Raw genomic sequence first — 26,162 nt, 5'->3', positions numbered from 1 at the left:
GCCAACTCTGTCTCTGTACCCTACATACAGAGGCGGCGTATCAGCATAACCAGAGGGCAGTCTATGAATAGCTCAACTAATGCAGCAAAACGCTGGTGGTACATTATGCCAATCGTGTTTATCACGTATAGCCTGGCGTACCTTGACCGTGCGAACTTCAGCTTCGCCTCCGCCGCCGGTATCAACGAGGACCTCGGCATTACCAAAGGGATCTCTTCCCTGCTGGGCGCTCTGTTTTTCCTCGGCTATTTCTTCTTTCAGATCCCAGGCGCGATTTACGCAGAACGGCGCAGCGTACGAAAACTGATTTTTGTCTGTCTGATCCTCTGGGGCGCATGCGCGTCGTTAACCGGTATGGTCAGCAATATTCCAATGCTTGCCGCCATCCGCTTTATTCTTGGCGTCGTTGAAGCCGCGGTGATGCCCGCAATGCTGATTTATATCAGCAACTGGTTTACGAAATCCGAGCGCTCGCGCGCTAACACTTTCCTGATCCTCGGTAACCCGGTTACCGTCCTGTGGATGTCTGTGGTTTCCGGTTATCTGATTCAGGCGCTGGGCTGGCGGGAAATGTTTATCATCGAGGGCTTCCCGGCCATCATCTGGGCGTTCTGCTGGTGGGTATTGGTAAAAGACAAACCGTCTCAGGTCGGCTGGCTGTCAGAATCTGAAAAAGCCGCCCTTCAGGCGCAACTGGAAAAAGAGCAGCAAGGCATCAAAGCCGTGCGTAACTATAGCGAGGCCTTCCGCTCACGTAACGTCATCCTGCTGTGCATGCAGTATTTCGCCTGGAGTATTGGCGTCTATGGTTTTGTCCTGTGGCTACCGTCGATTATCCGCAACGGCGGCGCAAATCTGGGCATGGTAGAGGTTGGCTGGCTGTCATCCGTACCTTATCTGGCGGCGACGGCAGCGATGATCCTCGTCTCCTGGGCCTCCGATAAGCTGCAAAACCGTAAACTGTTTGTCTGGCCGCTGTTATTGATAGCCGCTTTCGCTTTTATCGGCTCCTGGGCCGTGGGTGCAGACCACTTCTGGATTTCTTACACGCTGTTAGTTATTGCGGGTGCGGCAATGTACGCCCCATATGGCCCCTTCTTCGCCATCATCCCGGAAATGCTGCCGCGCAACGTCGCCGGGGGTGCAATGGCGCTGATTAACAGCATGGGCGCGCTAGGCTCATTCTTTGGTTCATGGTTTGTCGGCTACCTCAATGGCGCAACCGGCAGCCCATCCGCCTCGTACATTTTTATGGGGGTAGCGCTTTTTGTCTCAGTATGGCTAACTTTAATTGTTAAGCCTGCTAATAATCAGCAATTACCTATTGGCGCACGCCACGCTTAAATTTTAACTTACGGAGATTCGCATGAAGCCGTCCATTATTCTCTATAAAGCGTTACCTGACGATTTACTGCATCGCCTGGAAGAGCATTTTACTGTGACTCATGTGCCTAACCTGCGCCCGGAAACGGTCGCACAGCACGCCGAGGCTTTTGCCAACGCGGAAGGTCTGCTGGGTTCTAGTGAAGCCGTCAATACCGCCCTACTGGAGAGAATGCCCAGGCTACGTGCGACATCCACGATTTCCGTAGGCTATGACAACTTCGACGTCGATGCCCTCAACGCGCGCAAGGTGCTGTTGATGCACACGCCAACCGTGCTGACGGAAACTGTCGCCGATACGGTAATGGCGCTGGTGTTAAGCACAGCTCGCCGCGTAGTAGAAGTTGCTGAACGGGTGAAAATTGGCGAATGGACCAAAAGTATCGGGCCGGACTGGTTTGGTACGGATGTACACCACAAAACGCTGGGGATTGTCGGCATGGGCCGTATTGGTCTGGCGCTGGCGCAACGCGCGCATTTTGGTTTTAGCATGCCGATTCTTTATAACGCGCGCCGTCATCACCAGGAGGCGGAAGAACGCTTCAACGCGCGTTACTGCGACCTCGATACGCTGTTGCAGGAGTCCGATTTTGTCTGCCTTATCCTGCCGTTAACCGCAGAAACGCATCATCTGTTTAGTACCGAACAGTTTGCCAAAATGAAGTCCTCCGCCATTTTCATTAACGCCGGGCGTGGGCCAGTGGTCGATGAAAAAGCGCTGATTGCCGCCCTGCAAAGCGGGGAAATTCATGCCGCAGGCCTGGATGTGTTTGAGCAGGAGCCATTACCGGCAGACTCACCGTTATTGGCGCTGCCAAACGTGGTAGCCGTACCGCACATAGGTTCAGCGACGCATGAAACGCGCTATAACATGGCGGCCTGTGCGGTGGATAACTTAATCGATGCGCTGCAAGGACGCGTTGAGAAGAATTGCGTGAACCCGCAGGTCGCGCCATAAACAAAAGGCCGGGTAGCGCTTACGCTTACCCGGCCTTTTATGTATTACAGCGCCTTCATTACTGAGCGGCATTCACCGCAGCAGTCCAGGCCTGATTAAATGCCTGATGCTGAGAGGCCAACGGGCCAATCAGCGTGTTGTACTGACTTGCCTGCTGTGAAGTTGGGAACTGGATACCGTTAGCGACAAAGCTCACCTGCGTATCCTGCTGTGCCACAAAATCACCAACCTGTACTAACTGCTGCGTGAAGATTTGCGCGGCAGGGATCAGCGGCTGTAGCGCCTCTGAAGGTACAGTGACGACTTTATTGTAGACCTGGTCAAAGACCGGCTTCAGATCCTCGCCCTGCTTCAGCGCGCCATGCGCAGCATCTGCCTGCAGTTTCGCATTCTGCAACTGTTGCCCTAATACGCCCAACGCACCATTTGCCTGACGCAGCGGTTCACGCTGAGTCACATAATCCTGAGGAACACGAATCGCATTTACGCTATCAACCACCGGGCGCAGACCGGAGTCCATTGCCTGATTAACCTGCTGCGAATAGCCATACAGAATCGCGTAATCGGACACAAACGGGCCAAACTGTTTTTTCTGATCGGCGGTCAGCGTTGGTAAACGCTCTCCGCTACGCATTGCAGTATTCTGCAGAAAATCGATAAACGCTTTGCGTTGATCGCCTTCTTTATCAAAACACCCACTCAGGCCAACTACCATTAAGAGCGCCAAAACAGGCGCAAACCAGCGAGAGCAGGACTTACCTGTCGCCATTTTAATACTCCTTTCACCCAAAAATGCGCACAACGACACCCGCGTGCCTGACGTTGACAAGGATAGTCCAGGTCAGCCCCGCAAGATACCCTTTCCGCGTAATCTTGTGGGGGAAAATAACCGCTCCCGCCACCCATCGTTTTGCTAAACAATGCGCCATTTACCACACGACGTCATATTTTAGTCATCTTTACAATTGGGATCGATCGTTCGCAGATCCCGACCTTTATCAGTTCGTTAGCCTGCAAAAGATTGTCGACCCCGATCCGCTGAAACGAATCCATCACACAAACCTAAAATCCGGCTTCATTTTTTCCGACTACTCTTAATGAGCTTCGATGAAATTCACGATCCCGCTGTGTGATTTGTAGGAGTTCTCAATGGAATACAAAGATCCTATGTTTGAACTGCTGAGCAGTCTGGAGCAGATTGTTTTTAAAGATGTATCGCAGACGGTTACTCTGACGCAAAAAACCAACCCTTTCACCGAATTTGAACAGCTACGACGAGGGACAGGTTTAAAAACAGATGATTTTGCCCGGGTGATGGGCGTGACGGTCGCGACGATTCATGAATGGGAGTCTAAACGCGTAAAGCCTTCCAATACCGAATTGAAGTTAATGCGCCTGATTCAGGCAGACCCAAGATTAAGTAAGCAACTGATGGATTGAACTATTTTTCAATTTTACTTATGAACGGTCCTGTAAAAGGGCCGTTCCCTTAAGGGGGTTATCCACAAAAAAGAAAATAGTAGTTGCATCCACATGCGTAAAATGAGTTAATGCCCTCAACGGTTTGACGTACAGACCATTACAGCAGTTAGTAAGGCAAGTCCCTTCAAGAGTTATCGTTGATACCCTTCGTAGTGAGCATTTCCTTTACTGTTAAAAAATCTGTAAAGCACGCCATATCGCCGAAAGGCACACTTATTTTTTAAAAGGTAATACACTATGTCCGGTAAAATGACTGGTATCGTAAAATGGTTCAACGCTGACAAAGGTTTCGGCTTCATCACTCCTGACGATGGCTCTAAAGACGTGTTCGTACACTTCTCTGCTATCCAGAACGATGGCTACAAATCTCTGGACGAAGGTCAGAAAGTTTCCTTCACCATCGAAAGCGGCGCTAAAGGCCCGGCAGCTGGCAACGTAACCAGCCTGTAAGCTTAAAAAGCTCAAAATTCTGAATCCCTGCCAAACGGCGGGGATTTTTTTTATCTGTACTTCGCAAGACTCCCCGCCCAAACGCTTCTTTGCATTACTTTACCCGTCCTCCCTTTGACCTTTCCCTAAGGGCAAGCTTTATAGTGAGCCAGTCTGTATTCCACAACATTCACAAGGAATTGAAGCTATGTCGAAATCCTCACTGCTGCTGGTTTTAGGTTTGCTCACAACCGGTAGCGCGTTCGCAGCAACTCCGGAAGCTGCTTTTCTGGCGGAACACGGGCTCAGCGGTAAATCCGTCGAGCAAATCGTCGAGACCATTGACCAGTCGCCGCAGAACCGCCCGCTGCCGTACTCAGCATCTATCACCAGTACCGAACTGAAGCTCTCTTCGGGCGATCAGATTTATACCCTACCGCTCGGTGACAAGTTCTATCTGTCATTTGCCCCCTATGAATGGCAAACACATCCTTGCTTCAACCACAGCCTTTCTGGCTGCCAGGGCGAAATGCCGGAGAAGGCATTCAATGTCAAAGTGACGGATAACAAGGGTGAGGTGGTGGTACAAAAAGTGATGAAGAGCGGTCGAAATGGCTTCGTCGGGGTATGGTTACCGCGCAATATGGCAGGCACAATCGCGGTAAGTTACAACGGTAAAACGGCGGAGTATCCCATCAAGACGATGGAAGACAGCCAGACCTGTCTGACAAAATTACAGCTGCGCTAACAACATACAAAAAAGCCGGATGGCACAATGCTTATCCGGCTTTTTCTAAGTCAGCTCAGGAACGTTACTGCAGCAGAGAAATATCCGCTACGCGCAGGAACAGTTCGCGCAGTTTTGCGAGCATAGACAGACGGTTAATACGCAGATCTTTATCTTCCACGTTGACCATCACTTTCTCGAAGAACGCATCAACCGGTTCACGCAGTTCCGCCAACTCAACCAGCGCTTCCTGGTAACGACCAGCTGCAAAGACAGGCTCCAGCTTATCGCGCAGCACCACAACCTGCAGCGCCAGCGCAATTTCTTCCGGCTCTTTCAGCGTTGCCGAATTTACACGGTCATTCAGCGTCTCTTCAGACTTCGCCAGGATGTTCGATACACGCTTGTTCGCTGCAGCCAGCGCGGACGCGGCGTCCAGCGTACGGAAGTGCGAAACCGCCTTCATACGTGCGTCGAAATCAGCCGGACGAGTCGGACGACGCGCCAGTACTGCCTGAATAGTATCGACGGTGTAACCTTCGTCCTGATACCAGGCGCGGAAGCGACCGAGCATAAAGTCGATCACATCATCCACCACGTTGGCGTTAGTCAGCTTGTCGCCATACAGACGAACCGCTTCTTCGGTCAACGTTTGTAGATCCAGATTCAGGTTCTTCTCAACGATGATACGCAGTACGCCCAGCGCGGCACGACGCAGCGCAAACGGGTCTTTGTCGCCTTTCGGATGCTGACCGATACCGAAGATACCCGCCAGTGTGTCCATCTTATCGGCAATCGCCACGGCACAGGCAACCGGGTTAGACGGCAGGTCATCACCGGCAAAACGCGGCTGATACTGCTCGTTCAGCGCCACAGCGACATCTTCCGCTTCACCATCGTGACGCGCGTAGTGCATGCCCATCACGCCCTGGGTATCGGTGAACTCGAAGACCATGTTGGTCATCAGGTCGCACTTGGACAGCAGGCCAGCACGCGTTGCGTGGTTAACGTCAGCGCCAATCTGACCAGCAATCCAGCCCGCCAGCGCCTGGATACGGTCAGTCTTGTCGCGCAGCGTACCCAGTTGCTGTTGGAACAGCACGGTTTGCAGACGCGGCAGATGGTCTTCCAGACGTTTTTTACGGTCTGTATTGAAGAAGAACTCGGCATCCGCCAGACGCGGACGAACCACCTTCTCGTTACCGGAGATGATTTGCTGCGGGTCTTTGGATTCGATGTTGGCAACGAAGATAAAGTTCGGCAGCAATTTGCCGTCGTTCGCGTATACCGGGAAGTACTTCTGGTCACCTTTCATGGTGTGAACCAGCGCTTCGGACGGAACAGCGAGGAATTTCTCTTCGAACTTCGCGGTCAGCACGACCGGCCATTCCACCAGCGAGGTGACTTCTTCCAGCAGGCTTTCACTCAGATCGGCGTTGCCGCCAATTTTACGCGCCGCGTCTTCGGCATCGGTTTTGATTTTGGCTTTACGCTCAGCGTAATCCGCAATCACTTTGCCGCGCTCACGCAGAATTTCTGGGTACTGATCGGCATTATCGATGGTGAACTCCGGCTCGCCCATAAAGCGATGCCCGCGGATCACGCGATCGGACTGAATACCCAGAATAGTTGCCGGAATAACTTTATCGCCCAGCAGCAGCGTCACGGTGTGAACCGGACGCACGAAGTGAACGTCAGACGCGCCCCAGCGCATCAGTTTCGGGATCGGCAGCTTCGCCAGTGAGGTGGCGATCATATTCGGCAGCAACGCTTCAGCGCTTTCGCCTTTCACATGCGCGCGATACAGCAGCCACTCGCCTTTGTCGGTGGTCAGACGCTCAGCCTGATCAACCGTGATGCCACAGCCACGCGCCCAACCTTCGGCCGCTTTGCTCGGTTTACCTTCGGCGTCAAACGCCTGGGCAATGGCCGGGCCGCGTTTTTCTACTTCACGGTCGGGTTGTGCTTCAGCCAGGGCAGCGACTTTCAACGCCAGACGACGCGGCGCGGCGAACCACTCCACGTTGCCGTGCGCGATGCCAGCATTATCCAGCTCCGCGGTAAAGTTCGCAGCAAAGGACTCAGCCAGGCTGCGCAGTGCTTTTGGTGGCAGCTCTTCAGTGCCGATTTCCACCAGAAAAGTTTTCTCAGACATGGCCGCCTCTTATTTGTCTTTGTTGCACATCGGGAAGCCAAGGGCTTCACGGGAAGCGTAGTAAGCTTCTGCCACTGCTTTGGTCAGGGTGCGAATACGCAGGATATAGCGCTGACGCTCGGTGACGGAGATGGCTTTACGCGCATCCAGCAGGTTGAAGCTATGGGCGGCTTTCAGAATACGTTCATACGCAGGCAGCGGCAGCGGATTTTCCAGCGCCAGCAGCTGCTGCGCTTCTTTCTCGTACTGCTCGAAGCAGGTGAACAGGAAGTCCACGTCGGCGTATTCGAAGTTGTAGGTGGATTGCTCCACTTCGTTCTGATGGAACACGTCGCCGTAAGTGGTTTTACCCAGCGGGCCGTCGCTCCAGACCAGGTCGTAAACGCTGTCTACGCCCTGAATGTACATGGCCAGACGTTCCAGACCGTAGGTAATTTCCCCGGTCACTGGTTTACATTCCAGACCACCAACCTGCTGGAAGTAGGTGAACTGCGTGACTTCCATGCCGTTCAGCCACACTTCCCAACCCAGACCCCAGGCACCTAGCGTTGGGTTTTCCCAGTTATCTTCTACGAAACGGATATCGTGAATGGTCGGGTCCATACCCAGCTCTTTCAGAGAACCCAGGTACAGCTCCTGAATGTTGTCCGGAGACGGCTTAATCACTACCTGGAACTGATAGTAGTGCTGTAAGCGGTTCGGGTTTTCGCCATAGCGGCCGTCGGTCGGACGACGAGAAGGCTGCACATAAGCAGTCGCCATCGGTTCCGGCCCCAGCGCCCGCAGGCAGGTCATTGGGTGAGATGTCCCCGCGCCGACTTCCATGTCCAATGGTTGAACGATGGTGCAGCCCTGGCGAGCCCAGTAATCCTGTAAGGTCAGGATCAAGCCCTGGAAGGTCCTGGTATCAAACTTTTGCATATTATTTCGTGCTGGATACGTGTGGATTTAAAGGAAGCGGTCAGTATACCCGCTGGCTGCAAGATATACAGTACGAAACGGGAAAAAGGGGGAACTTAGCGCATGGAAAGGTGTAAAAACTGCCCGTCTGCATCAAAAGAGCAGACAAAACTCTCTTTACGGAAGGTAGAACCACGCATCTCATAGCTGCCCTGAAATTGTTCCAGACCGGAGATATCAATTTTCTGCACTCCAGTGTTGTAGATTTGTGCCGCCTCATTTTTACATAGTGACTCCATATCCAGCGAACGTGTTGCACTGACTTTGATCTTTTGCGCCTTCTGCGCGGGTGCAGGCGGCTGGGTGTCGGCGCACGCAACCAGTAAAAGGGTAACGATCGCGGAAAAGAAATACTTCATCATCATTTTATTACCGCCTGGTTTGCTGGTCAGTCTTATTATTAAGTGTCTGGAAACGGATGCTATTTTGAGAATCTCATCAGACCATCTCAAGCTTTAGCGTAAGAACTCGGATTTTTCCAGTGAGCTACGCTCGCAAATTTTCGGTCAGACTTTTTTTAATGGATACAGAGGAACTGATGCAGCCCAAAATATTCTGGATTGATAACCTGCGCGGGATAGCCTGTCTCATGGTTGTGATGATCCACACCACGACCTGGTACATCACCAATGCGCAAAGCGTCAGCCCATTGAATTGGGATCTGGCCAATGTGCTCAATTCAGCCTCTCGCGTCAGCGTCCCGTTGTTCTTTATGATTTCCGGCTATCTGTTTTTTGGCGAGCGCAGCGCCAAATCGCGCCATTTCATGCGCATTGCGCTCTGCATCCTGTTTTACAGCAGCGTGGCGCTGGCCTACATCCTGCTGTTTACCTCGATCAACGCTGAGCTGTCGCTGAAAAACCTGCTGCAAAAGCCGGTGTTCTATCACCTGTGGTTTTTCTTCGCGATCGCCGTAATCTACCTGGTTTCCCCGCTGATACAGGTAAAAAATATCAGCGGCAAGATGCTGCTGGCACTTATGGTGGTGATTGGGGTGATTGCCAATCCCAATACCGTCTCACAAAAAATTGGCGGTTTTGAGTGGCTTCCCATCAACCTGTACATCAGTGGCGACACGTTCTACTACATCGTGTACGGTATGCTAGGCCGAGCGATTGGTATGATGGATACGCACAAGCGCGCGCTTACCTGGCTCTGTGCGGCGTTGTTTATCACCGCAGTGTTTATTATTTCTCGAGGCACGTTGCATGAACTGCGTTGGCGAGGCAATTTTGCCGATACCTGGTATCTCTATTGCGGCCCGGCGGTGTTTATTTGTGCTACCTCCCTCCTGACGCTGGTCAAAAATACGCTCAGTACGCGCACTCTGCCGGTACTGGGCCTTATTTCCCGCCACTCCCTGGGCATTTATGGCTTTCATGCGCTGATCATTCACGCGCTACGCACCAACGGTGTAGAACTCAAAAACTGGCCGCCGCTGGATATGCTGTGGATTTTTAGCGCCACGCTGGCGGGAAGTTTACTGTTGTCTGTATTGTTACAGCGCATCGATACGCGCAGACTGGTGAGCTAACAATAAAAGCCCTCGATCGGTAACCATCGAGGGCATACGATCACTCCGTAAAATCGTCTGCGACTGCCAGCGTTTCTTTTGGATGCTCAAAGCCACTATCACGGATATTTTTCTGCACCGCAACGGTACCAAACAGGCTCAAAAAGAAGGCCAGGCCGTAAAACCCTTTCTCGTTTAGCAGCAGCGTGGCATTCCACAAACCGATAACCAACAATGCAACCGCAATAATAAACGCGGCAAGACAGGTTATGTAGTAAATCGGCGTAGTCGGGATCCCCTCATATTTATCCCGTACCGTCTTTTGATACGACGCAGCAGAAAACAAACCAAGCACCAAAACAGCAAAGTAATACCCCTTTTCGTTCAACTGCATATCGGCATTCCACAACCCCAGCAGATAAACCACAATGCCGCCGAGAAGCGCGACCCATGACACAATACTAAATGCCGGTGAATAAGTTGATATCCTGTTTTCCATTTAGAGTTCCGGTCCTTTAGATAAATATTCTGCTGAACGCATGAGTAAAACTTGCCCCAGTAAACATACGATGAATGCCAGCGGGAACAGCCCCTTTTCGAGGGGTGATAATGGGACATTCAATACGCCCACCAACAGCACCCCTACCGTGATGAGCGCCACCATCTGACATACAGAGGCGAAGTGTTCATCGTTCTGATTGAGATTTTCTGCACGCTGATAAACGTACGTCACAAACATTCCCGTCATCAGCACAGCGAAAAAAAAACCTTTGCTACTCAATAACGGGCATGCCCGCCATAAGCCAATAACGTAAATCAATGCACCAGAGAAGAATAATATCCATGGCAACAGCCTTGTCGTCTTCATTGGGACCTCCTTATCCATCATGGATACAATATGAATAACCCACTAAAGACAACACAGAAAAGGCCACTACGCCGGACTTTCAGAATAAATTCATGCGCGCTAGTTATTAATTAAATTGAAATATATATTTGATAAATCCCCTCTGTTTACCAGAGGGGATTTAGGGTCAGGACATCAGCGGGTGTAATTGCTGATAGATTCGGCGGAAGGTTTCCCGACGCTGTTGGTAAAGGGCATGGCGCTCGGCATCAGGATAATGCGCCTGCTCCAGCGTAAGCTGAGGTAGAAGGTCTGATAATGGCTGCTGCGGATTAATGGCAATCTGCGCCAGACGCGCCGCACCGAGAGCAGGACCAACATCGCCGCCGGTACGGTAATCCAACTGCAATCCGCTGATGTCAGACAGCATCTGACGCCAGTATTCGCTGCGCGCCCCGCCGCCAATCAGCGTAATGCTGGAGGGCTGCACGCCGCAGGCGTGTACCACGTCCATACCCTCAGCCAATGCAAAACCAACGCCTTCCAACACCGCCTGTGCCAGCTCCGCCGGACCATGCTGATGCGTCAGACCGAAAAATACGCCCTTTGCCTGCGGGTTGTTGTGCGGCGTACGTTCACCGGACAGATAGGGTAAAAACCAGACCGGCTCAGCGTGTTCATCCGCCTGTTGCGCTGCGGCAATCAACGCAGGAACACTCGCCAGTCCGGTTAATTTTGCCGCCCAGTCCAGGCAGGATGCCGCACTTAACATCACGGACATCAGGTGCCATCGTTCAGGCAATGCATGGCAAAAGCTATGGACCGCGCTTTCCGGTTTGCTGAGAAAGCCGTCGCTGACCGCAAAATAGACCCCGGAAGTACCCAGCGATAGCATCGCCTGACCGGCATTCATCATGCCCACGCCAACCGCCCCCGCTGCGTTATCCCCGCCTCCGGCGACCACCGCAACCTCCTGCATTCCCCAGGCCCTGGCGACTGCTGGCAACAATGTTCCGGTAATCTCACTGCCTTCATAGAGCGCAGGCATATGCGCACGAGTCAGCTTACAGGCTTCCAGCATGACATCACTCCAGTCACGCTTCGCAACATCCAGCCACAGGGTACCAGCCGCATCAGACATATCGCTGGCGAAATCGCCGGTCATACGCAGGCGCAGGTAATCTTTCGGCAGCAGGACTTTATCAACCCGGCTAAAAATCTCCGGTTCGTGGCGCTGTACCCACAGCAGCTTTGGCGCGGTAAAGCCAGGCATCATCAGGTTGCCGGTGATGGCACGAGACTGCGGAACCATGCTCTCCAGCATGACGCATTCTTCGGCGCAGCGACCATCGTTCCACAGGATAGCCGGGCGCAATACCTTCTGTTGTTCATCCAGTAGCGTCGCGCCGTGCATCTGTCCGGCAATCCCCAACGCTTTCACCTCGCGAAGTGAATGCTGCCGACCCAGGGCTTTCACAGCGCGATCCGTTGCCAGCCACCACTGCTCTGGGTCTTGTTCTGACCATAACGGGTGCGGGCGCGAGACGGTGAGTTTCTCTGTTTGCGAAGCGACCACATCGCCCTGCTCGTTGAGCAGAATGGCCTTTACGCCTGATGTGCCAAGATCTATCCCGATATACATAGGGCATCGTTCCTTAAAGAAAGGCCCGGTCGCGCGAGCTGACCGGGCTTACGGACATGCTCAGAGACCCGTTATTTGTCGAACAAATAATGGTTCACCAGATTTTCCAGCAATTCCTGATGACCGCTCTGGTGCACTGGCGCCAGGTTGTGTTGTTCAGCGTACTGCGCAATTTCCGTCAGCGTCATCTGCCCTTTCAGAATTTGCTGGCCCAGCTCACCATTCCAACCGGCATAACGTTTAGCCACGCGCTGATCCAGACCACCGTCTTCAATCATACGCGCCGCAATTTTCAGCGATAGCGCCATGGTATCCATCGCACCAATATGACCATAGAACAGATCGTATTTATCGGTACTCTGACGACGAACCTTGGCATCGAAGTTCAGGCCACCGGTGGTGAAGCCGCCGGCTTTCAGGATTTCGTACATCACCAACGCATTCTCTTCTACGCTGTTCGGGAACTGGTCAGTATCCCAGCCCAGTTGCGCGTCCCCACGGTTGGCATCGACAGAGCCAAACAGACCCAGCGCGATAGCGGTGGCGATTTCGTGATGGAACGAGTGACCCGCCAGCGTGGCGTGGTTGGCTTCGATATTCAGTTTGATCTCTTTTTCCAGACCGAACTGCTTGAGGAATCCGTATACGGTCGCCGCATCGTAATCGTACTGGTGCTTGGTCGGTTCCTGCGGCTTCGGCTCGATAAGCAAAGTGCCCTGGAAACCGGTTTTGTGTTTGTGTTCCACGACCAGTTGCATGAAGCGACCAATTTGCTCACGTTCCTGACGCAGATCGGTATTCAGCAGCGTTTCATAGCCTTCACGACCGCCCCACAGAACGTAGTTTTCACCGCCTAATTTATGCGTGGCATCCATAGCCGTAACCACCTGAGTGGCGGCCCAGCTGAACACTTCTGGATCCGGGTTCGTGGCCGCGCCCGCGCCGTAACGTGGGTTGGTGAAGCAGTTTGCCGTTCCCCACAGCAGCTTCACGCCGCTCTGCTCCTGTTTTGCCGCCAGTACATCAACCATCTGCGCAAAATTGTTTTTGTACTCTTTCAGCGACGCACCTTCCGGCGAGACATCCACGTCATGGAAGCAGTAGTAGGGCACGTTCAGTTTGTGGAAAAACTCGAACGCCACGTCCGCCTTGCGCTTCGCTAATTCCAGCGCTTCACCGGGCTGCTGCCACGGGCGATTAAATGCACCAACACCAAACATATCTGCACCATTCCAGCAGAAAGTGTGCCAGTAGCAGGCAGCAAATCGCAGGTGATCTTCCATACGCTTGCCTAACACTAACTCATCAGAGTTGTAGTGGCGAAATGCTAATGGATTAGTTGATTTGGTGCCTTCATAACGAACGCGCTCAAGCTGGTCAAAATAGGCTGGCATAATGAACTCCATAATCAGGTAATGCGGCGGGTGATGGATAATGTCGTAATATTGGGCACTCCCCACCTATTGCTCAATTATGTTATTTCATACTGCCATTGAGATAATTCACAAGTGTGCGCTACTTCTCAAAATAAAATCTGAACAATTTAAAAATTGTTACTTATCAAACTTAAATGCAACCCAGGTAACGAATCATTTAAAATACGATCCCGGTCATAAATCAAGAAATAAACCAAAAAACGTAATTGGAAGATAAAAATCTATAATTGCCTTCCCGCCGTTACCTGTTAAAACTCTGCTACGTCTTATGCTGTGATTGTTACTTTTACTGCTGTTTCTCCCCTACAAAAGGCATCACGATTATGAAGATGAAGAACATTTTACTTGCTGTTTGCACATCCCTTTTACTCACCAGTGTCGCAGGTCATGCCAAAGAAGTAAAAATCGGTATGGCGATTGATGATCTCCGCCTGGAACGCTGGCAGAAAGATCGCGATATTTTCGTCAATAAAGCTGAATCGCTTGGTGCGAAAGTATTTGTACAATCGGCGAATGGTAATGAAGAAACCCAAATGTCGCAGATTGAAAACATGATAAACCGGGGCGTGGATGTCCTTGTGATAATCCCTTACAACGGCCAGGTATTAAGCAATGTTATCAAAGAAGCAAAACAAGAAGGGATCAAGGTGCTGGCTTACGATCGCATGATCAATGATGCTGACATCGATTTTTATATCTCTTTCGATAATGAAAAAGTAGGTGAATTACAGGCTCAATCATTAGTCAATATTGTCCCCGAAGGGAATTATTTCCTGATGAGTGGCTCACCCGTTGATAACAACGCGAAGCTGTTCCGCGCTGGACAAATGAAAGTATTAAAACCGTATATCGACAGCGGAAAAATTAAGGTGGTGGGCGATCAATGGGTTGACGGCTGGTTACCGGAGAATGCGTTGAAGATTATGGAAAATGCGCTAACCGCCAACAATAACAAAATTGACGCAGTAGTTGCCTCAAATGACGCCACAGCTGGCGGTGCGATTCAGGCGCTGAGTGCGCAAGGATTATCAGGAAAAGTCGCTATTTCCGGACAAGATGCAGACCTTGCAGGCATCAAGCGCATTGTCGCCGGGACTCAAACCATGACGGTTTATAAACCTATTACATTGCTCGCAAATACCGCTGCGGAAATCGCCGTCGAACTGGGAAATGATCAACAGCCTAAAGCAGATACTTCGCTGAATAATGGCCTGAAAGATGTCCCTTCCCGACTACTCACACCTATTGATGTTAACAAAGACAATATTAACGAGACCGTCATTAAAGACGGATTCCACAAGAAAAGCGATCTGTAAGCCATGTGCCCTCTGCAAATCAGAGGGCAATAAAACGTGGTGTCAAATTCGCCACGGATATACGTGAATGTCCACGCAGGGTTCTCTTATTGGCTTATGTGGAGCAGTTATGCCATATCTTCTTGAAATGAAAAACATTACCAAGACATTCGGCGTAGTGAAGGCGGTTGATAACGTTAGCCTTAGGATCAATGCTGGCGAAATCATTTCATTATGCGGTGAAAATGGTTCGGGTAAATCGACGCTAATGAAAGTTCTGTGCGGAATTTACCCGCATGGAACCTACGAAGGCGAGATCATTTTTGCTGGCGAAGCCATCCGTGCCAGCCATATTCGTGATACCGAACGTAAGGGTATTGCGATCATCCACCAGGAATTAGCCCTGGTGAAAGAGTTAACAATACTGGAAAATATTTTCCTCGGTAACGAAATGACCCGTAACGGCGTTCTTGATTACGAGATGATGACGTTACGCTGTCAAAAATTACTCGATCAGGTCAGTTTGTCTATTTCGCCAGATACGCGCGTGGGCGATTTAGGATTAGGGCAACAACAGCTGGTAGAAATTGCAAAAGCGCTGAATAAGCAGGTCCGCTTACTTATTCTGGATGAACCAACGGCCTCCCTCACCGAGCAGGAAACTGCAATACTGCTGAATATTATACGTGACCTACAACAGCATGATATCGCCTGCATTTATATTTCACACAAACTGAATGAAGTTAAGGCCATCTCGAATACCATTTGCGTTATTCGCGACGGTAAACACATCGGCACACGCGATGCGACCAACATGACTGAAGACGATATTATCACCATGATGGTTGGTCGTGAGCTCACCGCACTTTACCCCAGCGAGCCTCATACCACGGGAGAAGAGATTTTACGGGTTGAGAATCTGACAGCCTGGCATCCCGTCAATCGCCATATAAAACGCGTCAACGACATTTCTTTCTCACTCAAGCAGGGCGAAATTCTCGGCATTGCCGGACTCGTCGGTGCAGGACGTACCGAAGCCGTACAGTGTCTGTTTGGCGTCTGGTCTGGTCGTTGGGAGGGAAAGATTTTTATTGAAGGCACTCAGGTGCATATCCATAACTGCCAGCAAGCTATTGCTCATGGCATCGCCATGGTGCCTGAAGACAGAAAAAAAGATGGCATTGTTCCGGTGATGGCTGTGGGGAAAAATATCACGCTGGCTGCACTCGATAAATTTACCGGGGGCATGAGCCATCTTGATGATGCCGCTGAACAAAAATGCATTCTGGAATCGCTTCAACAGCTCAAAGTAAAAACATCGTCCCCCGACCTTGCGATCGGGCGTCTGAGCGGAGGGAATCAGCAAAAAGCGATTCTCGCACGTTGCCTCCTGTTAAATCCCCGGATTCTCATTCTTGATGAACCCACCAGGGGTATTGATATCGGCGCCAAATATGAAATCTACAAACTCATCAACCACCTCGTCCAGGAAGGCATTGCCGTGATTGTCATCTCCTCTGAATTACCTGAAGTGCTCGGACTAAGCGATCGCATCCTTGTGATGCATGAAGGAAAACTGAAAGCTAACCTGGTAAATCATAACCTGACTCAGGAGCAGGTGATGGAAGCCGCATTAAGGAGCGAACATCATGTCGAAAAACAATCCGTCTGAAGCGAAACTTTCTCCCTCTATCACAGGTGGTTTCCCAGCAATAAAATCGCTTAACTTGCAAGTCTTCGTCATGATTGCGGCGATTATCGTGATTATGCTGTTTTTCACGTGGACCACTGATGGCGCATACCTGAGCGCACGTAATGTCTCGAACCTGCTTCGACAGACTGCGATTACCGGTATTCTTGCCGTGGGTATGGTGTTTGTGATCATTTCCGCTGAAATCGATCTCTCTGTCGGTTCCATGATGGGATTATTGGGCGGCGTAGCGGCGATCTGTGATGTTTGGCTAGGCTGGCCTTTACCGCTGACGGTGATCGTAACCTTGACTCTGGGATTGCTCCTCGGGGCATGGAATGGATGGTGGGTTGCTTACCGCAAGGTTCCGTCGTTTATCGTCACCCTTGCGGGAATGCTGGCTTTCCGCGGTATTCTGATTGGCATCACCAACGGCACCACCGTATCCCCCACCAGCGCAGCAATGTCTCAGATTGGTCAGAGCTACTTGTCTGATGGCACAGGCTTTGTCATCGGTGCTCTCGGCTTAATGGCGTTTGTTGGCTGGCAATGGCGAGGCCGTATGCGTCGCCAGGCGTTAGGCCTTGCCACTCCCGCATCAACGTCGGCTGTGGGTCGCCAGGCATTCACAGCCATTGTCGTCTTAGGGGCAATCTGGCTATTAAACGATTATCGTGGTGTTCCAACGCCCGTCCTGCTGCTGACGCTGCTGCTGCTCGGCGGGATGTTTATGGCCACGCGCACTGCATTCGGTCGGAGAATTTACGCCATTGGCGGGAACCTGGAAGCCGCCCGCCTTTCAGGTATCAACGTTGAACGCACCAAACTTGCCGTCTTCGCTATTAATGGTTTGATGGTCGCCATTGCCGGGCTCATTCTTAGCTCCCGGCTTGGCGCAGGTTCCCCTTCCGCAGGGAACATTGCAGAACTGGATGCCATTGCCGCATGTGTCATCGGGGGAACCAGCCTGGCGGGAGGGGTCGGGAGTGTTGCCGGCGCCGTCATGGGCGCATTCATTATGGCTTCTCTCGATAATGGAATGAGTATGATGGACGTCCCCACCTTCTGGCAATACATAGTGAAAGGGGCGATATTGTTGTTGGCGGTATGGATGGACTCAGCAACCAAACGTCGTTCCTGAATTTAAGAAGTGGGTGTATCTCAATGCCGGTTAATGCAACCGGCATTGTCTTATCTACATGATTCAGCAGGAAAAGAACCATGTTTTATAAACGTCATCGTATTACGTTGTTATTTAATGCCAATAAAGCCTACGACCGTCAGGTGGTTGAAGGGGTTGGCGAGTATCTGCAAGCGTCGCAATCGGAGTGGGATATCTTCATAGAAGAAGATTTTCGTGCTCGCATTGATAACATTAAAGAGTGGTTAGGCGACGGCGTTATTGCCGATTATGACGATGATGATATTGCGCAATTACTTGTCGATGTGGATGTTCCGATCATTGGCGTTGGGGGTTCCTACCATCTGCAGCAAGATTATCCACCAGTACATTACATTGCCACCGACAACCACGCGCTGGTAGAAAGCGCCTTCCTGCATCTGAAAGAGAAAGGGATTAACCGGTTTGCATTTTATGGTCTTCCGGCTTCAAGCGGTAAACGCTGGGCCGCAGAACGTGAATATGCGTTTTGCCAGTTGGTTGCCAAAGAGAAGTACCGCGGCGTCGTCTATCAGGGGCTGGAAACCGCGCCGGAGAACTGGCAGCACGCGCAAAATAGGCTGGCGGACTGGCTGCAAACTCTGCCGCCGCAAACCGGGATTATCGCCGTCACCGACGCACGTGCGCGGCACGTTCTGCAGGCCTGTGAACATCTGCATATTCCGGTACCGGAAAAACTGTGCGTCATTGGTATCGATAACGAAGAGCTGACCCGTTACCTGTCACGAGTCGCCTTGTCCTCCGTCGCTCAGGGGGCCAGACAAATGGGGTATCAGGCAGCCAAACTACTCCACCGCCTGCTGGCTCACGAAGAGATACCCTTACAGCGCATTCTGGTTCCTCCTGTACGCGTTGTTGCGCGTCAGTCTACAGATTATCGTTCACTTACCGATCCTGCCGTTATTCAGGCGATGCATTACATTCGCAACCATGCCTGCAAAGGTATCAAGGTTGATCAAGTGTTGGACTCAGTAGGGATTTCACGTTCGAATCTGGAGAAGCGCTTTAAAGAAGAGGTCGGAGAGACCATTCACGCCGTGATTCATGCCGAAAAGCTGGAAAAGGCGCGCAGTCTGTTGATTTCTACCACGCTTTCAATCAACGAAATTTCACAGATGTGCGGCTACCCATCTCTGCAGTATTTCTATTCGGTATTCAAGAAAGAGTACGACACGACGCCAAAAGAGTATCGCGATGTGAACAGTGAAGTGTTGCTATAAGGATGATAGCCGGAGGGCGAAGTCGCCATCCGGCACTCGAAATTACATATGCGCGGCGATTAAACGCTGGTTGTCCTGATACATTGCGAACAGATAGTTGTTATAACTCTGTCCCTTAGTGGAATAACCCTTCAGCTTATGGATCATCGCGGTGGCGGTGACTTCCTGATCGGCTTTACGCAACTGCGCACGTGACTTACGGAAGGAAGAGTAGGCCGGATGCGTATTCAAATTAATGACGTAAGCATTCACCGACTCTTTCACTGATTCAAACTGTGAGTAGCCTTTCACCTTACCCGGTGCATTGTTACAACGACCCTTGCCACATTTCATGCCAAACAGGTTGTTGTTGCTCCGCGCCAGCTTCGACGTACCCCAGCCGCTTTCTGCCGCAGCCATGGTTGCCACCATACTGGTCGGGATAATGTCTACACGCTCAAGCAGCGTATTCCACGGAATTTTACGCGTGTTACCAGACCAGTTCACCTTGTAGCGCTTCGCGATGTCTTTCATACGCGTACGCTCAGTCGGTGACCAGCGATTCTGGTACTGTTTTGAAATCAGCCAGTTACGGTCCGCCGTAATGGCAGCATTTTGACTGGTAATATAAGGCATAACTGTCCGGAGAAACGCTTTTTTCCTTGGTGTTCCGGAAGGGTATTTTCGCAAATCAGGAAGTGAACTACTCTTTGCACTATTGCGAGAATACTCTTGTTTACTGCTAACCTGTTTATTACTTGCCTTGGTTATCTGGGGCTTGTGACTCGTTGTCGCCGTGTGTGTCTTTGCCAGCACCTCACCCGAAAATGCAACGGTGAGTAACATAAGAATCATTGCCCCATATCGTCGAATGGGAGTCAATATCATTAGGTCTCCTGGTCGGATTTATACATTCCAACACCTTATATTTTTCACAAAAATGAGAGATGAATCTCAAATCATATCAAAAATAGCCGTCAAGAGCACCCTCAGGAATAGTCCAATTCTGAAACTATGTCACGTATTAACAGTTCTGGGTGCCATTAATTCGAAGAAAATGTGGAGGTTATCGCAAAATAAGTTCATTTTTTGCGCGCGATCGCTCACCCTCACTTCTCCTCCTGGCGGAATCAACTCAAAGGAGGAGTTTCCGGCCTGATTTCACTGGCAAACTGGCGAAAATCGCAGCATCAAGGACAGCACTATGAAACTTGCCGCCGTTGCGCTGGCGCTAATGCCCGGCATTGCCATCGCCTCATCATGGACGTCTCAAGGACTTCCCACCTTCGAAGCGGAAGGTACGGGTAAATTCGTCAGCCATGCAGCGTTGACGAAGGGTACCCGTCCTTTAACCCTGAATTTTGACCAACAGTGCTGGCAGCCTGCTGATGCGATAAAACTCAACCAGATGCTGTCGCTAAAACCTTGTGAAGGCACGCCGCCACAGTGGCGTTTATTCAAAGACGGCGATTACACGCTGGAAATCGATACCCGCTCCGGTACGCCGACGCTGATGCTGTTGGTAAAAAGTGCTAAGGACACCGTCACCACCCAGATTCGCCAATGCCCGAAATGGGACGGTTCACCATTAACGCTGGACGTGAGCCAGACCTTCCCGGAAGGTGCCGTGGTGCGTGATTTCTACAGCCAGCAAACGGCAACGGTAAAAAACGGGTCGATTACCCTACAGCCCGCCGCAACCAGTAACGGGCTGTTGCTACTGGAACGGGCGGAAACCGATGCCCCCGCCGCTTTCGACTGGCATAACGCCACGGTGTATTTCGTCCTGACGGACCGCTTTGTGAATGGCGATCCGAGTAACGACCACAGCTATGGGCGTCGCAACGACGGCATGCAAGAAATTGGCACGTTCCACGGTGGCGATTTGCGCGGGCTAGCCAGCAAACTCGACTACCTGCAACAGTTAGGCGTCAACGCCCTGTGGATCAGCGCGCCGTTTGAGCAAATCCACGGCTGGGTCGGCGGTGGCGCCAAAGGGGACTTCCCCCACTACGCTTACCACGGCTACTACACCCAAGACTGGACCACGCTTGACGCCAATATGGGAAACGAAGCGGACCTGCGTGCGCTGGTTGATGGCGCACACCAGCGCGGCATCCGTGTCTTGTTTGATGTGGTGATGAACCATACCGGCTACGCCACGCTGGCGGATATGCAGGAGTATCAGTTTGGGGCACTGTACCTATCGGGCGATGAGCTGAAAAAAACGCTCGGGGAACGCTGGACGGACTGGCAGCCATCCGCCGGGCAAAGCTGGCACAGTTTCAATGATTACATCAACTTTAGCGATAAAGCTGGCTGGGAAAAATGGTGGGGAAAAAACTGGATCCGCACCGATATTGGCGATTACGACAATCCTGGCTTTGACGACCTGACGATGTCGCTGGCTTTCCTGCCCGATCTGAAAACCGAATCCACCACGCCTTCCGGGCTGCCAAACTTTTATCAGCACAAGCCGGATACGCACGCCAAAGCCATCGCCGGTTACACGCCCCGGGATTATCTGACGCACTGGCTCAGTCAGTGGGTGCGTGATTATGGGATTGACGGCTTTCGGGTCGACACCGCTAAACACGTCGAGCTTCCCGCCTGGCAGCAGCTAAAAACACAAGCCAGCGCGGCGCTGGTCGAATGGAAGAAAGCCAATCCGGAAAAAGCGCTGGATGATAACCCCTTCTGGATGACCGGCGAGGCCTGGGGTCACGGTGTGATGCAAAGCGACTATTACCGTCACGGCTTCGATGCGATGATCAATTTCGACTACCAGGAGCAGGCGGCAAAGGCCGTTGATTGTCTGGCAAATATGGACCCCACCTGGCAGCAGATGGCGGATAAATTGCAGGACTTCAACGTCCTGAGCTATCTCTCCTCGCACGATACACGTCTGTTCCGCGAAGGTGGAGACAACGCCGCCGAGCTATTGCTGCTGGCACCTGGCGCGGTTCAACTCTTTTATGGCGACGAGTCGGCCCGCCCCTTTGGCCCAACCGGCTCAGACCCATTACAGGGTACGCGCTCAGAGATGAACTGGCAGGATGTGACCGGGAAATCTGCCGCCAGCGTCGCACACTGGCAGCGAATCAGTCAGTTCAGGGCCAGACATCCCGCCATTGGTGCCGGTAAACAAATCACGCTTCCGCTGACGCAGGGATACGGATTTATTCGTGAGCATGGCGACGATAAGGTGATGGTGGTGTGGGCCGGTCAGCCCTGATCCCGGCAGGCTTCTCGCTGTGCACGCAGCGGGAAGCCTTACTCAACATTAAAAACCAGCCAAATAAAAATCATTAGCACAAAATCTCAATCCGGCCTGATACCCCTGATTTGCACCCTGCCAAGGGTAGCGCTATGGTTAGCCACTTTATTACTCAGTTCGACAGACCACCTGCTATGACATTCTCACTTTTTGGCGACAAATTTACCCGCCATTCAGGCATCACACGCCTGATGGAGGACCTTAACGACGGTTTACGCACCCCAGGCGCCATCATGCTCGGTGGCGGCAATCCGGCGCAAATTCCAGAGATGCAAAATTACTTTCAATCTCTGCTGGCAGATATGCTGGAAAACGGCAAAGCCACTGATGCGCTTTGCAATTACGATGGTCCACAAGGTAAAACCGAGCTGCTGACTGAGCTGGCGAAACTGCTACGTGAGAAGCAGGGTTGGGATATCGAGCCACAAAATATTGCACTGACAAATGGCAGTCAGAGCGCATTTTTCTACTTATTCAATCTGTTCGCCGGACGCCGCGCCGACGGAACAACGCAAAAAGTGTTGTTCCCGTTAGCTCCGGAATACATTGGCTATGCTGATTCCGGGCTGGAAGAGGATCTTTTTGTCTCCGCGCGTCCAAACATCGAACTGTTACCAGAAGGTCAGTTTAAGTATCACGTTGATTTTGAACACCTGCACATCGGTGAAGAGACGGGCATGATCTGCGTGTCACGTCCGACAAACCCGACAGGCAACGTGATCACCGATGAAGAGCTGATGAAGCTGGACCGGCTGGCCAACCAGCATGGGATCCCGCTGGTGATTGATAACGCCTATGGCGTACCGTTCCCCGGCATCATCTTTAGCGAAGCGCGCCCGCTGTGGAATCCCAACATTGTGCTGTGCATGAGCCTTTCCAAGCTGGGTCTACCAGGCTCCCGCTGCGGCATCATTATCGCGAATGAAAAAATCATCACCGCCATCACCAACATGAACGGCATTATCAGCCTCGCGCCTGGCGGAATGGGTCCTGCAATCATGTGCGAAATGATTAAGCGCAACGACCTTCTGCGTCTGTCCGAGACGGTGATTAAGCCGTTTTATTATCAGCGCGTTCAGGAGACGATTGCGATCATTCGCCGCTATTTATCTGAAGATCGCTGCCTTATTCATAAACCGGAGGGCGCGATTTTCCTGTGGTTATGGTTCAAAGATTTGCCTATCAGTACCGAACTGTTGTATCAGCGTCTGAAAGCGCGTGGCGTACTGATGGTTCCCGGTGACTACTTCTTCCCTGGTCTGGATAAACCCTGGCCGCATACGCATCAGTGCATGCGGATGAACTACGTGCCAGAACCGGAGAAAATCGAAGCTGGAGTGAAGATTCTGGCTGAAGAGATCGAACGCGCCTGGCAGGAAGGCTAACGCAAGTCCCGACCTAACCACAGGTCGGGACTCACATTACTGTGGTAGTGAACACAGACGCTGGCGCTGAATACTGACGGCATCTATACACTGCAACGCGCTGGTCGGGCAGGCTTCGACACACGCGGGTCCCGCATCACGGTGCCAGCATAAATCGCATTTTATCGCCTGCACCCGTGACGAGCGGGCGACGACATTCATTGCCCCAAACGGGCAGGCCAGCATACAACTTTTACAACCTATACAACGCGCCTGTTCAACGAACATATGCCCATGTTCACGACGAATTGCGTGCGTCGGGCAGACATTTGCACAGGGAGCGTCCTCGCATTGATGGCAGGCGACTGCCGTCGTAAAGGCGTCGTCTTTGATCACGCGGATGCGCGGGGTAAACGCAGTGGAAGAGACCGACGCGCAGTCCTGGTTTTGCTGGTGCGCGACGACGCAAGCAACTTCGCAGGTACGACACCCAATACATTTTGCCGCATCCGCCATAATAAACTCGTTCATTGCTCCCTCCGTCTGCGTGAAAACCACAGAGTGCCAGAGAGGTTGCCCCTGACGCCTTGATCGGACAGGGGAAACGGTTAAATATTGTCAGGTGCCTGAACAACTATGGCGATCCGCCTAATCGCGAACGGTAAAGCCCAGCTCATTGGAAATGGCCGGATGACGATGCTTCGGGTCTTATCCGGTCTATCACATTGAAAAGATTGCCCTCCTCCCTGAGGACAAACGGGTGAGAATCAGAAACGCCAGGTCAGACCGGACATAAAGGTAAAGCTGTCATCACGGTCAACCATCGGGCTATTTTTAATATCATCTGGCAGCGCACTATAGTTGGCGCTGGCCAGCAGCGTCAGATTGCTGGTCAATGCGTATTTAGCGGAAAGGCCAACATACGGTGTCCAGCTATCGCCAGGGGAGTAACTTGATAACCCACTACGGCGGGATTCATTGCCAGAGATGCCGTAGTAATATTCGTTGAAGTTTTCGTCATAGTAGAGCACGCCAATCGCCGGCGTCAGCGTCAGCTTGCCCATCGGCATTTGGCGAAACAGAGACATTTCCCCAACCCAACCGTTGCTGTTGTCCAGCACATCCGCTGCTGCGGAGACTTTCACGCTGCCCCATTTCTCATGGTGATACCATGCAGCACCCGCCATCGCGGTTGCGTCACGCTTGTTCAGTTGCTTCATCGCTTGATCGTCGTTATCACCCGGATCAAACTCAAGCGGCATATACGAGGCAGTAATGCTAAATTCATTACTTTCATTTTTTGAAAGAATATAACCTAACGTTGTTTGCCTAAAATAAAATGATTCACTTTCATAACTGACAAGCGGTACTGCGTGAACGTTATCATTATATCCACGATAAGGAGATTCGTTATATACAGCACCGCCGCCAATAGAAAATTCTGCGGCAGTTGCGCTCGCCATAAATGAAAAGGTGAATAGCGCCACAATATTGCGTTTAATTAACATGCCCACATTCCATTTTAAAATAAGATACAAAACGCGTGCATAATAATGCTTACAATTTCATCGGTGCAAGATTCATATTTATATAGTAATATATACAAACATATATATATTGGGTTTGGCGATGAACAAATTACAACTCAAACACCGGGAACTGAAGATTATTTCGGTAATTGCTGCCAGTGAAAACATCAGTCATGCCGCTACGGTTCTCGGCATCGCACAAGCCAACGTTAGTAAGTATCTTGCTGATTTTGAATCCAAAGTTGGACTAAAGGTATTTGATCGCACCACTCGACAGCTCACCCTCACACCGTTTGGTACAGCGCTGCTTCCTTACATCAATGACATGTTGGACAGAAACGATCAGCTCAATAATTTCATTGCTGATTATAAGCACGAAAAACGTGGCCGGGTAACCGTATATGCTCCGACGGGCATAATTGCTTATTTATCGCAACATGTGATCGCAAAAATTCAGGATATCGGTGGAATTAGCCTCTCACTTAAAACATGTAACCTGGAACGAAAGGCATTTTTTGAAGGTGTCGACTTCCCTGAAGATTGTGATATTTTAATCACCTATGCCCATCCTAAAGATGAATCTCTGGTTGCCAGTTTCATTACCAAATATGCGGTGACGGCTTTTGCCAGCCCTGAGTATATCAAAGCACATCCTATTAGTAGCCCTGATGAACTGGAAGAACATTCCTGTATCCTGATTGATTCCATGATGATAGATGAGGCTAATATCTGGCGTTTCACTTCTGCCGGAGGCAAGGAGATGCACGATTATCGGGTAACCGGAAATTATGTCTGCGACAATACACAGTCTGCACTGGCGCTGGCACGTAACCATCTGGGCATTGTTTTTGCGCCAAATGCGAGTGTGCAAAAAGATGTTGAATCCGGGTCGCTGGTTCCATGTTTCTCAGAACAACATGAATGGTGGCTGGATTTGGTGGTGATTTTCCGCAAACGTGAATATCAGCCATGGCGGGTACAGTTTATTCTTGATGAGATGTTGGCAGAGATCCGCCAGCAACTTACTCAGGCGCTGGAACAGCAGCCTGAGTAAGCGAAATTAGGGTACCAGGTTCAAAATGGTAAGCAAAATAGC

At 51.3% G+C, this 26,162-nt stretch carries 24 protein-coding genes; 13 read left to right on the top strand and 11 right to left on the bottom strand.

Going from position 1 to position 26,162, the window contains the following annotated elements; translation table 11 throughout:
* The first annotated feature begins 63 nt into the window (after nt 1–63).
* Together BZK42_RS13175 and ghrB are read left to right on the top strand one after the other, a co-directional pair.
* The gene (locus BZK42_RS13175; protein ID WP_003827389.1) at nt 64–1,344 is read left to right on the top strand and encodes an MFS transporter; all 1,281 of its coding nucleotides are present in this window, start codon (nt 64–66) and stop codon (nt 1,342–1,344) included.
* A gap of 22 nt (nt 1,345–1,366) precedes the next feature.
* Complete coding sequence (gene ghrB, locus BZK42_RS13170) at nt 1,367–2,341, top strand: glyoxylate/hydroxypyruvate reductase GhrB (RefSeq protein WP_016154914.1); 975 nt, start codon at nt 1,367–1,369, stop codon at nt 2,339–2,341.
* Between the two features lie 58 nt (nt 2,342–2,399).
* Here ghrB and BZK42_RS13165 read toward each other — a convergent pair whose 3' ends face one another.
* Nucleotides 2,400–3,110: a DUF3053 domain-containing protein gene (locus tag BZK42_RS13165; RefSeq protein WP_016154915.1), complete on the bottom strand. Its 711-nt coding sequence runs from the start codon at nt 3,108–3,110 to the stop codon at nt 2,400–2,402.
* Nucleotides 3,111–3,490: 380 nt separating this feature from the next.
* Here BZK42_RS13165 and BZK42_RS13160 point away from each other — a divergent pair, with 380 nt between their 5' ends.
* The 3 genes from BZK42_RS13160 to cueP all read left to right on the top strand — a co-directional run bounded on the left by BZK42_RS13160 (nt 3,491) and on the right by cueP (nt 5,000).
* Complete coding sequence (locus tag BZK42_RS13160) at nt 3,491–3,781, top strand: HTH-type transcriptional regulator (protein WP_016154916.1); 291 nt, start codon at nt 3,491–3,493, stop codon at nt 3,779–3,781.
* Nucleotides 3,782–4,060: 279 nt separating this feature from the next.
* Complete coding sequence (gene cspE, locus BZK42_RS13155; protein ID WP_000014594.1) at nt 4,061–4,273, top strand: transcription antiterminator/RNA stability regulator CspE; 213 nt, start codon at nt 4,061–4,063, stop codon at nt 4,271–4,273.
* A 187-nt stretch (nt 4,274–4,460) separates the two neighbouring features.
* A complete protein-coding gene (gene cueP / locus BZK42_RS13150) occupies nt 4,461–5,000 on the top strand; it encodes a copper-binding periplasmic metallochaperone CueP (protein ID WP_046275781.1) in 540 nt (179 codons plus the stop codon).
* A gap of 64 nt (nt 5,001–5,064) precedes the next feature.
* Here the strand turns inward: cueP and glyS are convergent, their stop codons facing one another.
* From glyS to BZK42_RS13135, 3 genes are all read right to left on the bottom strand, one after another.
* Nucleotides 5,065–7,134 (bottom strand): glycine--tRNA ligase subunit beta, encoded by a 2,070-nt coding sequence (gene glyS, locus BZK42_RS13145; protein WP_080859291.1) that lies wholly within the window; start codon nt 7,132–7,134, stop codon nt 5,065–5,067.
* A 9-nt stretch (nt 7,135–7,143) separates the two neighbouring features.
* The gene (gene glyQ / locus BZK42_RS13140) at nt 7,144–8,055 is read right to left on the bottom strand and encodes a glycine--tRNA ligase subunit alpha (RefSeq protein WP_001168551.1); all 912 of its coding nucleotides are present in this window, start codon (nt 8,053–8,055) and stop codon (nt 7,144–7,146) included.
* Nucleotides 8,056–8,150: 95 nt separating this feature from the next.
* The gene (locus BZK42_RS13135) at nt 8,151–8,459 is read right to left on the bottom strand and encodes a YsaB family lipoprotein (protein WP_016154920.1); all 309 of its coding nucleotides are present in this window, start codon (nt 8,457–8,459) and stop codon (nt 8,151–8,153) included.
* 173 nt (nt 8,460–8,632) lie between these two features.
* Here BZK42_RS13135 and BZK42_RS13130 point away from each other — a divergent pair, with 173 nt between their 5' ends.
* Nucleotides 8,633–9,628, top strand: a complete 996-nt coding sequence (locus BZK42_RS13130) for an acyltransferase (RefSeq protein ID WP_080859346.1) — start codon at nt 8,633–8,635, stop codon at nt 9,626–9,628.
* Between the two features lie 40 nt (nt 9,629–9,668).
* Here the strand turns inward: BZK42_RS13130 and yiaA are convergent, their stop codons facing one another.
* From yiaA to xylA, 4 genes are all read right to left on the bottom strand, one after another.
* The gene (yiaA, locus tag BZK42_RS13125; RefSeq protein WP_080859290.1) at nt 9,669–10,106 is read right to left on the bottom strand and encodes an inner membrane protein YiaA; all 438 of its coding nucleotides are present in this window, start codon (nt 10,104–10,106) and stop codon (nt 9,669–9,671) included.
* Complete coding sequence (gene yiaB, locus BZK42_RS13120; RefSeq protein ID WP_080859289.1) at nt 10,107–10,475, bottom strand: inner membrane protein YiaB; 369 nt, start codon at nt 10,473–10,475, stop codon at nt 10,107–10,109. It abuts the gene before it with no gap.
* Nucleotides 10,476–10,641: 166 nt separating this feature from the next.
* The gene (xylB, locus tag BZK42_RS13115; RefSeq protein ID WP_080859288.1) at nt 10,642–12,096 is read right to left on the bottom strand and encodes a xylulokinase; all 1,455 of its coding nucleotides are present in this window, start codon (nt 12,094–12,096) and stop codon (nt 10,642–10,644) included.
* 71 nt (nt 12,097–12,167) lie between these two features.
* Nucleotides 12,168–13,490: a xylose isomerase gene (gene xylA, locus BZK42_RS13110; protein ID WP_016154925.1), complete on the bottom strand. Its 1,323-nt coding sequence runs from the start codon at nt 13,488–13,490 to the stop codon at nt 12,168–12,170.
* 365 nt (nt 13,491–13,855) lie between these two features.
* Between xylA and xylF the strand changes: the two genes are divergently transcribed.
* The 4 genes from xylF to xylR all read left to right on the top strand — a co-directional run bounded on the left by xylF (nt 13,856) and on the right by xylR (nt 18,917).
* On the top strand, nt 13,856–14,848 hold the full coding sequence (gene xylF, locus BZK42_RS13105; protein ID WP_047359057.1) for a D-xylose ABC transporter substrate-binding protein: 993 nt from the start codon (nt 13,856–13,858) through the stop codon (nt 14,846–14,848).
* Between the two features lie 109 nt (nt 14,849–14,957).
* A complete protein-coding gene (locus BZK42_RS13100) occupies nt 14,958–16,499 on the top strand; it encodes a xylose ABC transporter ATP-binding protein (RefSeq protein WP_047359056.1) in 1,542 nt (513 codons plus the stop codon).
* On the top strand, nt 16,477–17,658 hold the full coding sequence (gene xylH / locus BZK42_RS13095) for a xylose ABC transporter permease XylH (protein WP_016154928.1): 1,182 nt from the start codon (nt 16,477–16,479) through the stop codon (nt 17,656–17,658). The genes BZK42_RS13100 and xylH overlap by 23 nt, the downstream gene beginning before the upstream one ends.
* A gap of 80 nt (nt 17,659–17,738) precedes the next feature.
* Entirely contained in the window at nt 17,739–18,917 is a 1,179-nt protein-coding gene (gene xylR / locus BZK42_RS13090) for a D-xylose utilization transcriptional activator XylR (RefSeq protein WP_016154929.1), read from the top strand.
* Between the two features lie 42 nt (nt 18,918–18,959).
* Here the strand turns inward: xylR and BZK42_RS13085 are convergent, their stop codons facing one another.
* A complete protein-coding gene (locus BZK42_RS13085; protein WP_016154930.1) occupies nt 18,960–19,784 on the bottom strand; it encodes a protein bax in 825 nt (274 codons plus the stop codon).
* Nucleotides 19,785–20,100: 316 nt separating this feature from the next.
* On the opposite strand from BZK42_RS13085, the gene malS reads away from it, so the two are divergent.
* Both malS and avtA read left to right on the top strand, forming a co-directional pair.
* Nucleotides 20,101–22,131 carry an alpha-amylase gene (malS, locus tag BZK42_RS13075; protein ID WP_080859287.1) on the top strand — a complete coding sequence of 677 codons (2,031 nt, stop codon included), beginning with the start codon at nt 20,101–20,103 and terminating at the stop codon, nt 22,129–22,131.
* A 176-nt stretch (nt 22,132–22,307) separates the two neighbouring features.
* Complete coding sequence (avtA, locus tag BZK42_RS13070) at nt 22,308–23,558, top strand: valine--pyruvate transaminase (protein ID WP_032931931.1); 1,251 nt, start codon at nt 22,308–22,310, stop codon at nt 23,556–23,558.
* Nucleotides 23,559–23,594: 36 nt separating this feature from the next.
* Here avtA and BZK42_RS13065 read toward each other — a convergent pair whose 3' ends face one another.
* A complete protein-coding gene (locus BZK42_RS13065) occupies nt 23,595–24,068 on the bottom strand; it encodes a 4Fe-4S binding protein (RefSeq protein ID WP_080859286.1) in 474 nt (157 codons plus the stop codon).
* Between the two features lie 236 nt (nt 24,069–24,304).
* The gene (locus tag BZK42_RS13060; RefSeq protein WP_080859285.1) at nt 24,305–25,045 is read right to left on the bottom strand and encodes a MipA/OmpV family protein; all 741 of its coding nucleotides are present in this window, start codon (nt 25,043–25,045) and stop codon (nt 24,305–24,307) included.
* A gap of 121 nt (nt 25,046–25,166) precedes the next feature.
* Between BZK42_RS13060 and BZK42_RS13055 the strand changes: the two genes are divergently transcribed.
* Nucleotides 25,167–26,120, top strand: a complete 954-nt coding sequence (locus tag BZK42_RS13055; protein ID WP_016157735.1) for a LysR family transcriptional regulator — start codon at nt 25,167–25,169, stop codon at nt 26,118–26,120.
* Nucleotides 26,121–26,162: the final 42 nt, after the last annotated feature.

This window comes from Citrobacter braakii, assembly GCF_002075345.1.
In the GTDB taxonomy this organism is placed as follows: Bacteria; Pseudomonadota; Gammaproteobacteria; order Enterobacterales; family Enterobacteriaceae; genus Citrobacter; species Citrobacter braakii.
This window is presented reverse-complemented; position numbering and strand designations above follow the sequence as displayed.

Bases quoted from the DNA above. Each gene is read 5' to 3' on its own strand.
- xylA (WP_016154925.1), bottom strand. From the start codon at position 13,490: ATGCCAGCCTATTTTGACCAGCTTGAGCGCGTTCGTTATGAAGGCACC.
- xylF (WP_047359057.1), top strand. From the start codon at position 13,856: ATGAAGATGAAGAACATTTTACTTGCTGTTTGCACATCCCTTTTACTC.
- BZK42_RS13085 (WP_016154930.1), bottom strand. From the start codon at position 19,784: ATGATATTGACTCCCATTCGACGATATGGGGCAATGATTCTTATGTTA.
- avtA (WP_032931931.1), top strand. From the start codon at position 22,308: ATGACATTCTCACTTTTTGGCGACAAATTTACCCGCCATTCAGGCATC.
- yiaB (WP_080859289.1), bottom strand. From the start codon at position 10,475: ATGAAGACGACAAGGCTGTTGCCATGGATATTATTCTTCTCTGGTGCA.
- ghrB (WP_016154914.1), top strand. From the start codon at position 1,367: ATGAAGCCGTCCATTATTCTCTATAAAGCGTTACCTGACGATTTACTG.
- BZK42_RS13130 (WP_080859346.1), top strand. From the start codon at position 8,633: ATGCAGCCCAAAATATTCTGGATTGATAACCTGCGCGGGATAGCCTGT.
- malS (WP_080859287.1), top strand. From the start codon at position 20,101: ATGAAACTTGCCGCCGTTGCGCTGGCGCTAATGCCCGGCATTGCCATC.
- BZK42_RS13135 (WP_016154920.1), bottom strand. From the start codon at position 8,459: ATGATGATGAAGTATTTCTTTTCCGCGATCGTTACCCTTTTACTGGTT.
- glyQ (WP_001168551.1), bottom strand. From the start codon at position 8,055: ATGCAAAAGTTTGATACCAGGACCTTCCAGGGCTTGATCCTGACCTTA.
- xylR (WP_016154929.1), top strand. From the start codon at position 17,739: ATGTTTTATAAACGTCATCGTATTACGTTGTTATTTAATGCCAATAAA.
- BZK42_RS13100 (WP_047359056.1), top strand. From the start codon at position 14,958: ATGCCATATCTTCTTGAAATGAAAAACATTACCAAGACATTCGGCGTA.
- BZK42_RS13175 (WP_003827389.1), top strand. From the start codon at position 64: ATGAATAGCTCAACTAATGCAGCAAAACGCTGGTGGTACATTATGCCA.
- glyS (WP_080859291.1), bottom strand. From the start codon at position 7,134: ATGTCTGAGAAAACTTTTCTGGTGGAAATCGGCACTGAAGAGCTGCCA.
- BZK42_RS13060 (WP_080859285.1), bottom strand. From the start codon at position 25,045: ATGTTAATTAAACGCAATATTGTGGCGCTATTCACCTTTTCATTTATG.
- yiaA (WP_080859290.1), bottom strand. From the start codon at position 10,106: ATGGAAAACAGGATATCAACTTATTCACCGGCATTTAGTATTGTGTCA.
- cueP (WP_046275781.1), top strand. From the start codon at position 4,461: ATGTCGAAATCCTCACTGCTGCTGGTTTTAGGTTTGCTCACAACCGGT.
- xylB (WP_080859288.1), bottom strand. From the start codon at position 12,096: ATGTATATCGGGATAGATCTTGGCACATCAGGCGTAAAGGCCATTCTG.
- BZK42_RS13160 (WP_016154916.1), top strand. From the start codon at position 3,491: ATGGAATACAAAGATCCTATGTTTGAACTGCTGAGCAGTCTGGAGCAG.
- xylH (WP_016154928.1), top strand. From the start codon at position 16,477: ATGTCGAAAAACAATCCGTCTGAAGCGAAACTTTCTCCCTCTATCACA.
- cspE (WP_000014594.1), top strand. From the start codon at position 4,061: ATGTCCGGTAAAATGACTGGTATCGTAAAATGGTTCAACGCTGACAAA.
- BZK42_RS13065 (WP_080859286.1), bottom strand. From the start codon at position 24,068: ATGAACGAGTTTATTATGGCGGATGCGGCAAAATGTATTGGGTGTCGT.
- BZK42_RS13165 (WP_016154915.1), bottom strand. From the start codon at position 3,110: ATGGCGACAGGTAAGTCCTGCTCTCGCTGGTTTGCGCCTGTTTTGGCG.
- BZK42_RS13055 (WP_016157735.1), top strand. From the start codon at position 25,167: ATGAACAAATTACAACTCAAACACCGGGAACTGAAGATTATTTCGGTA.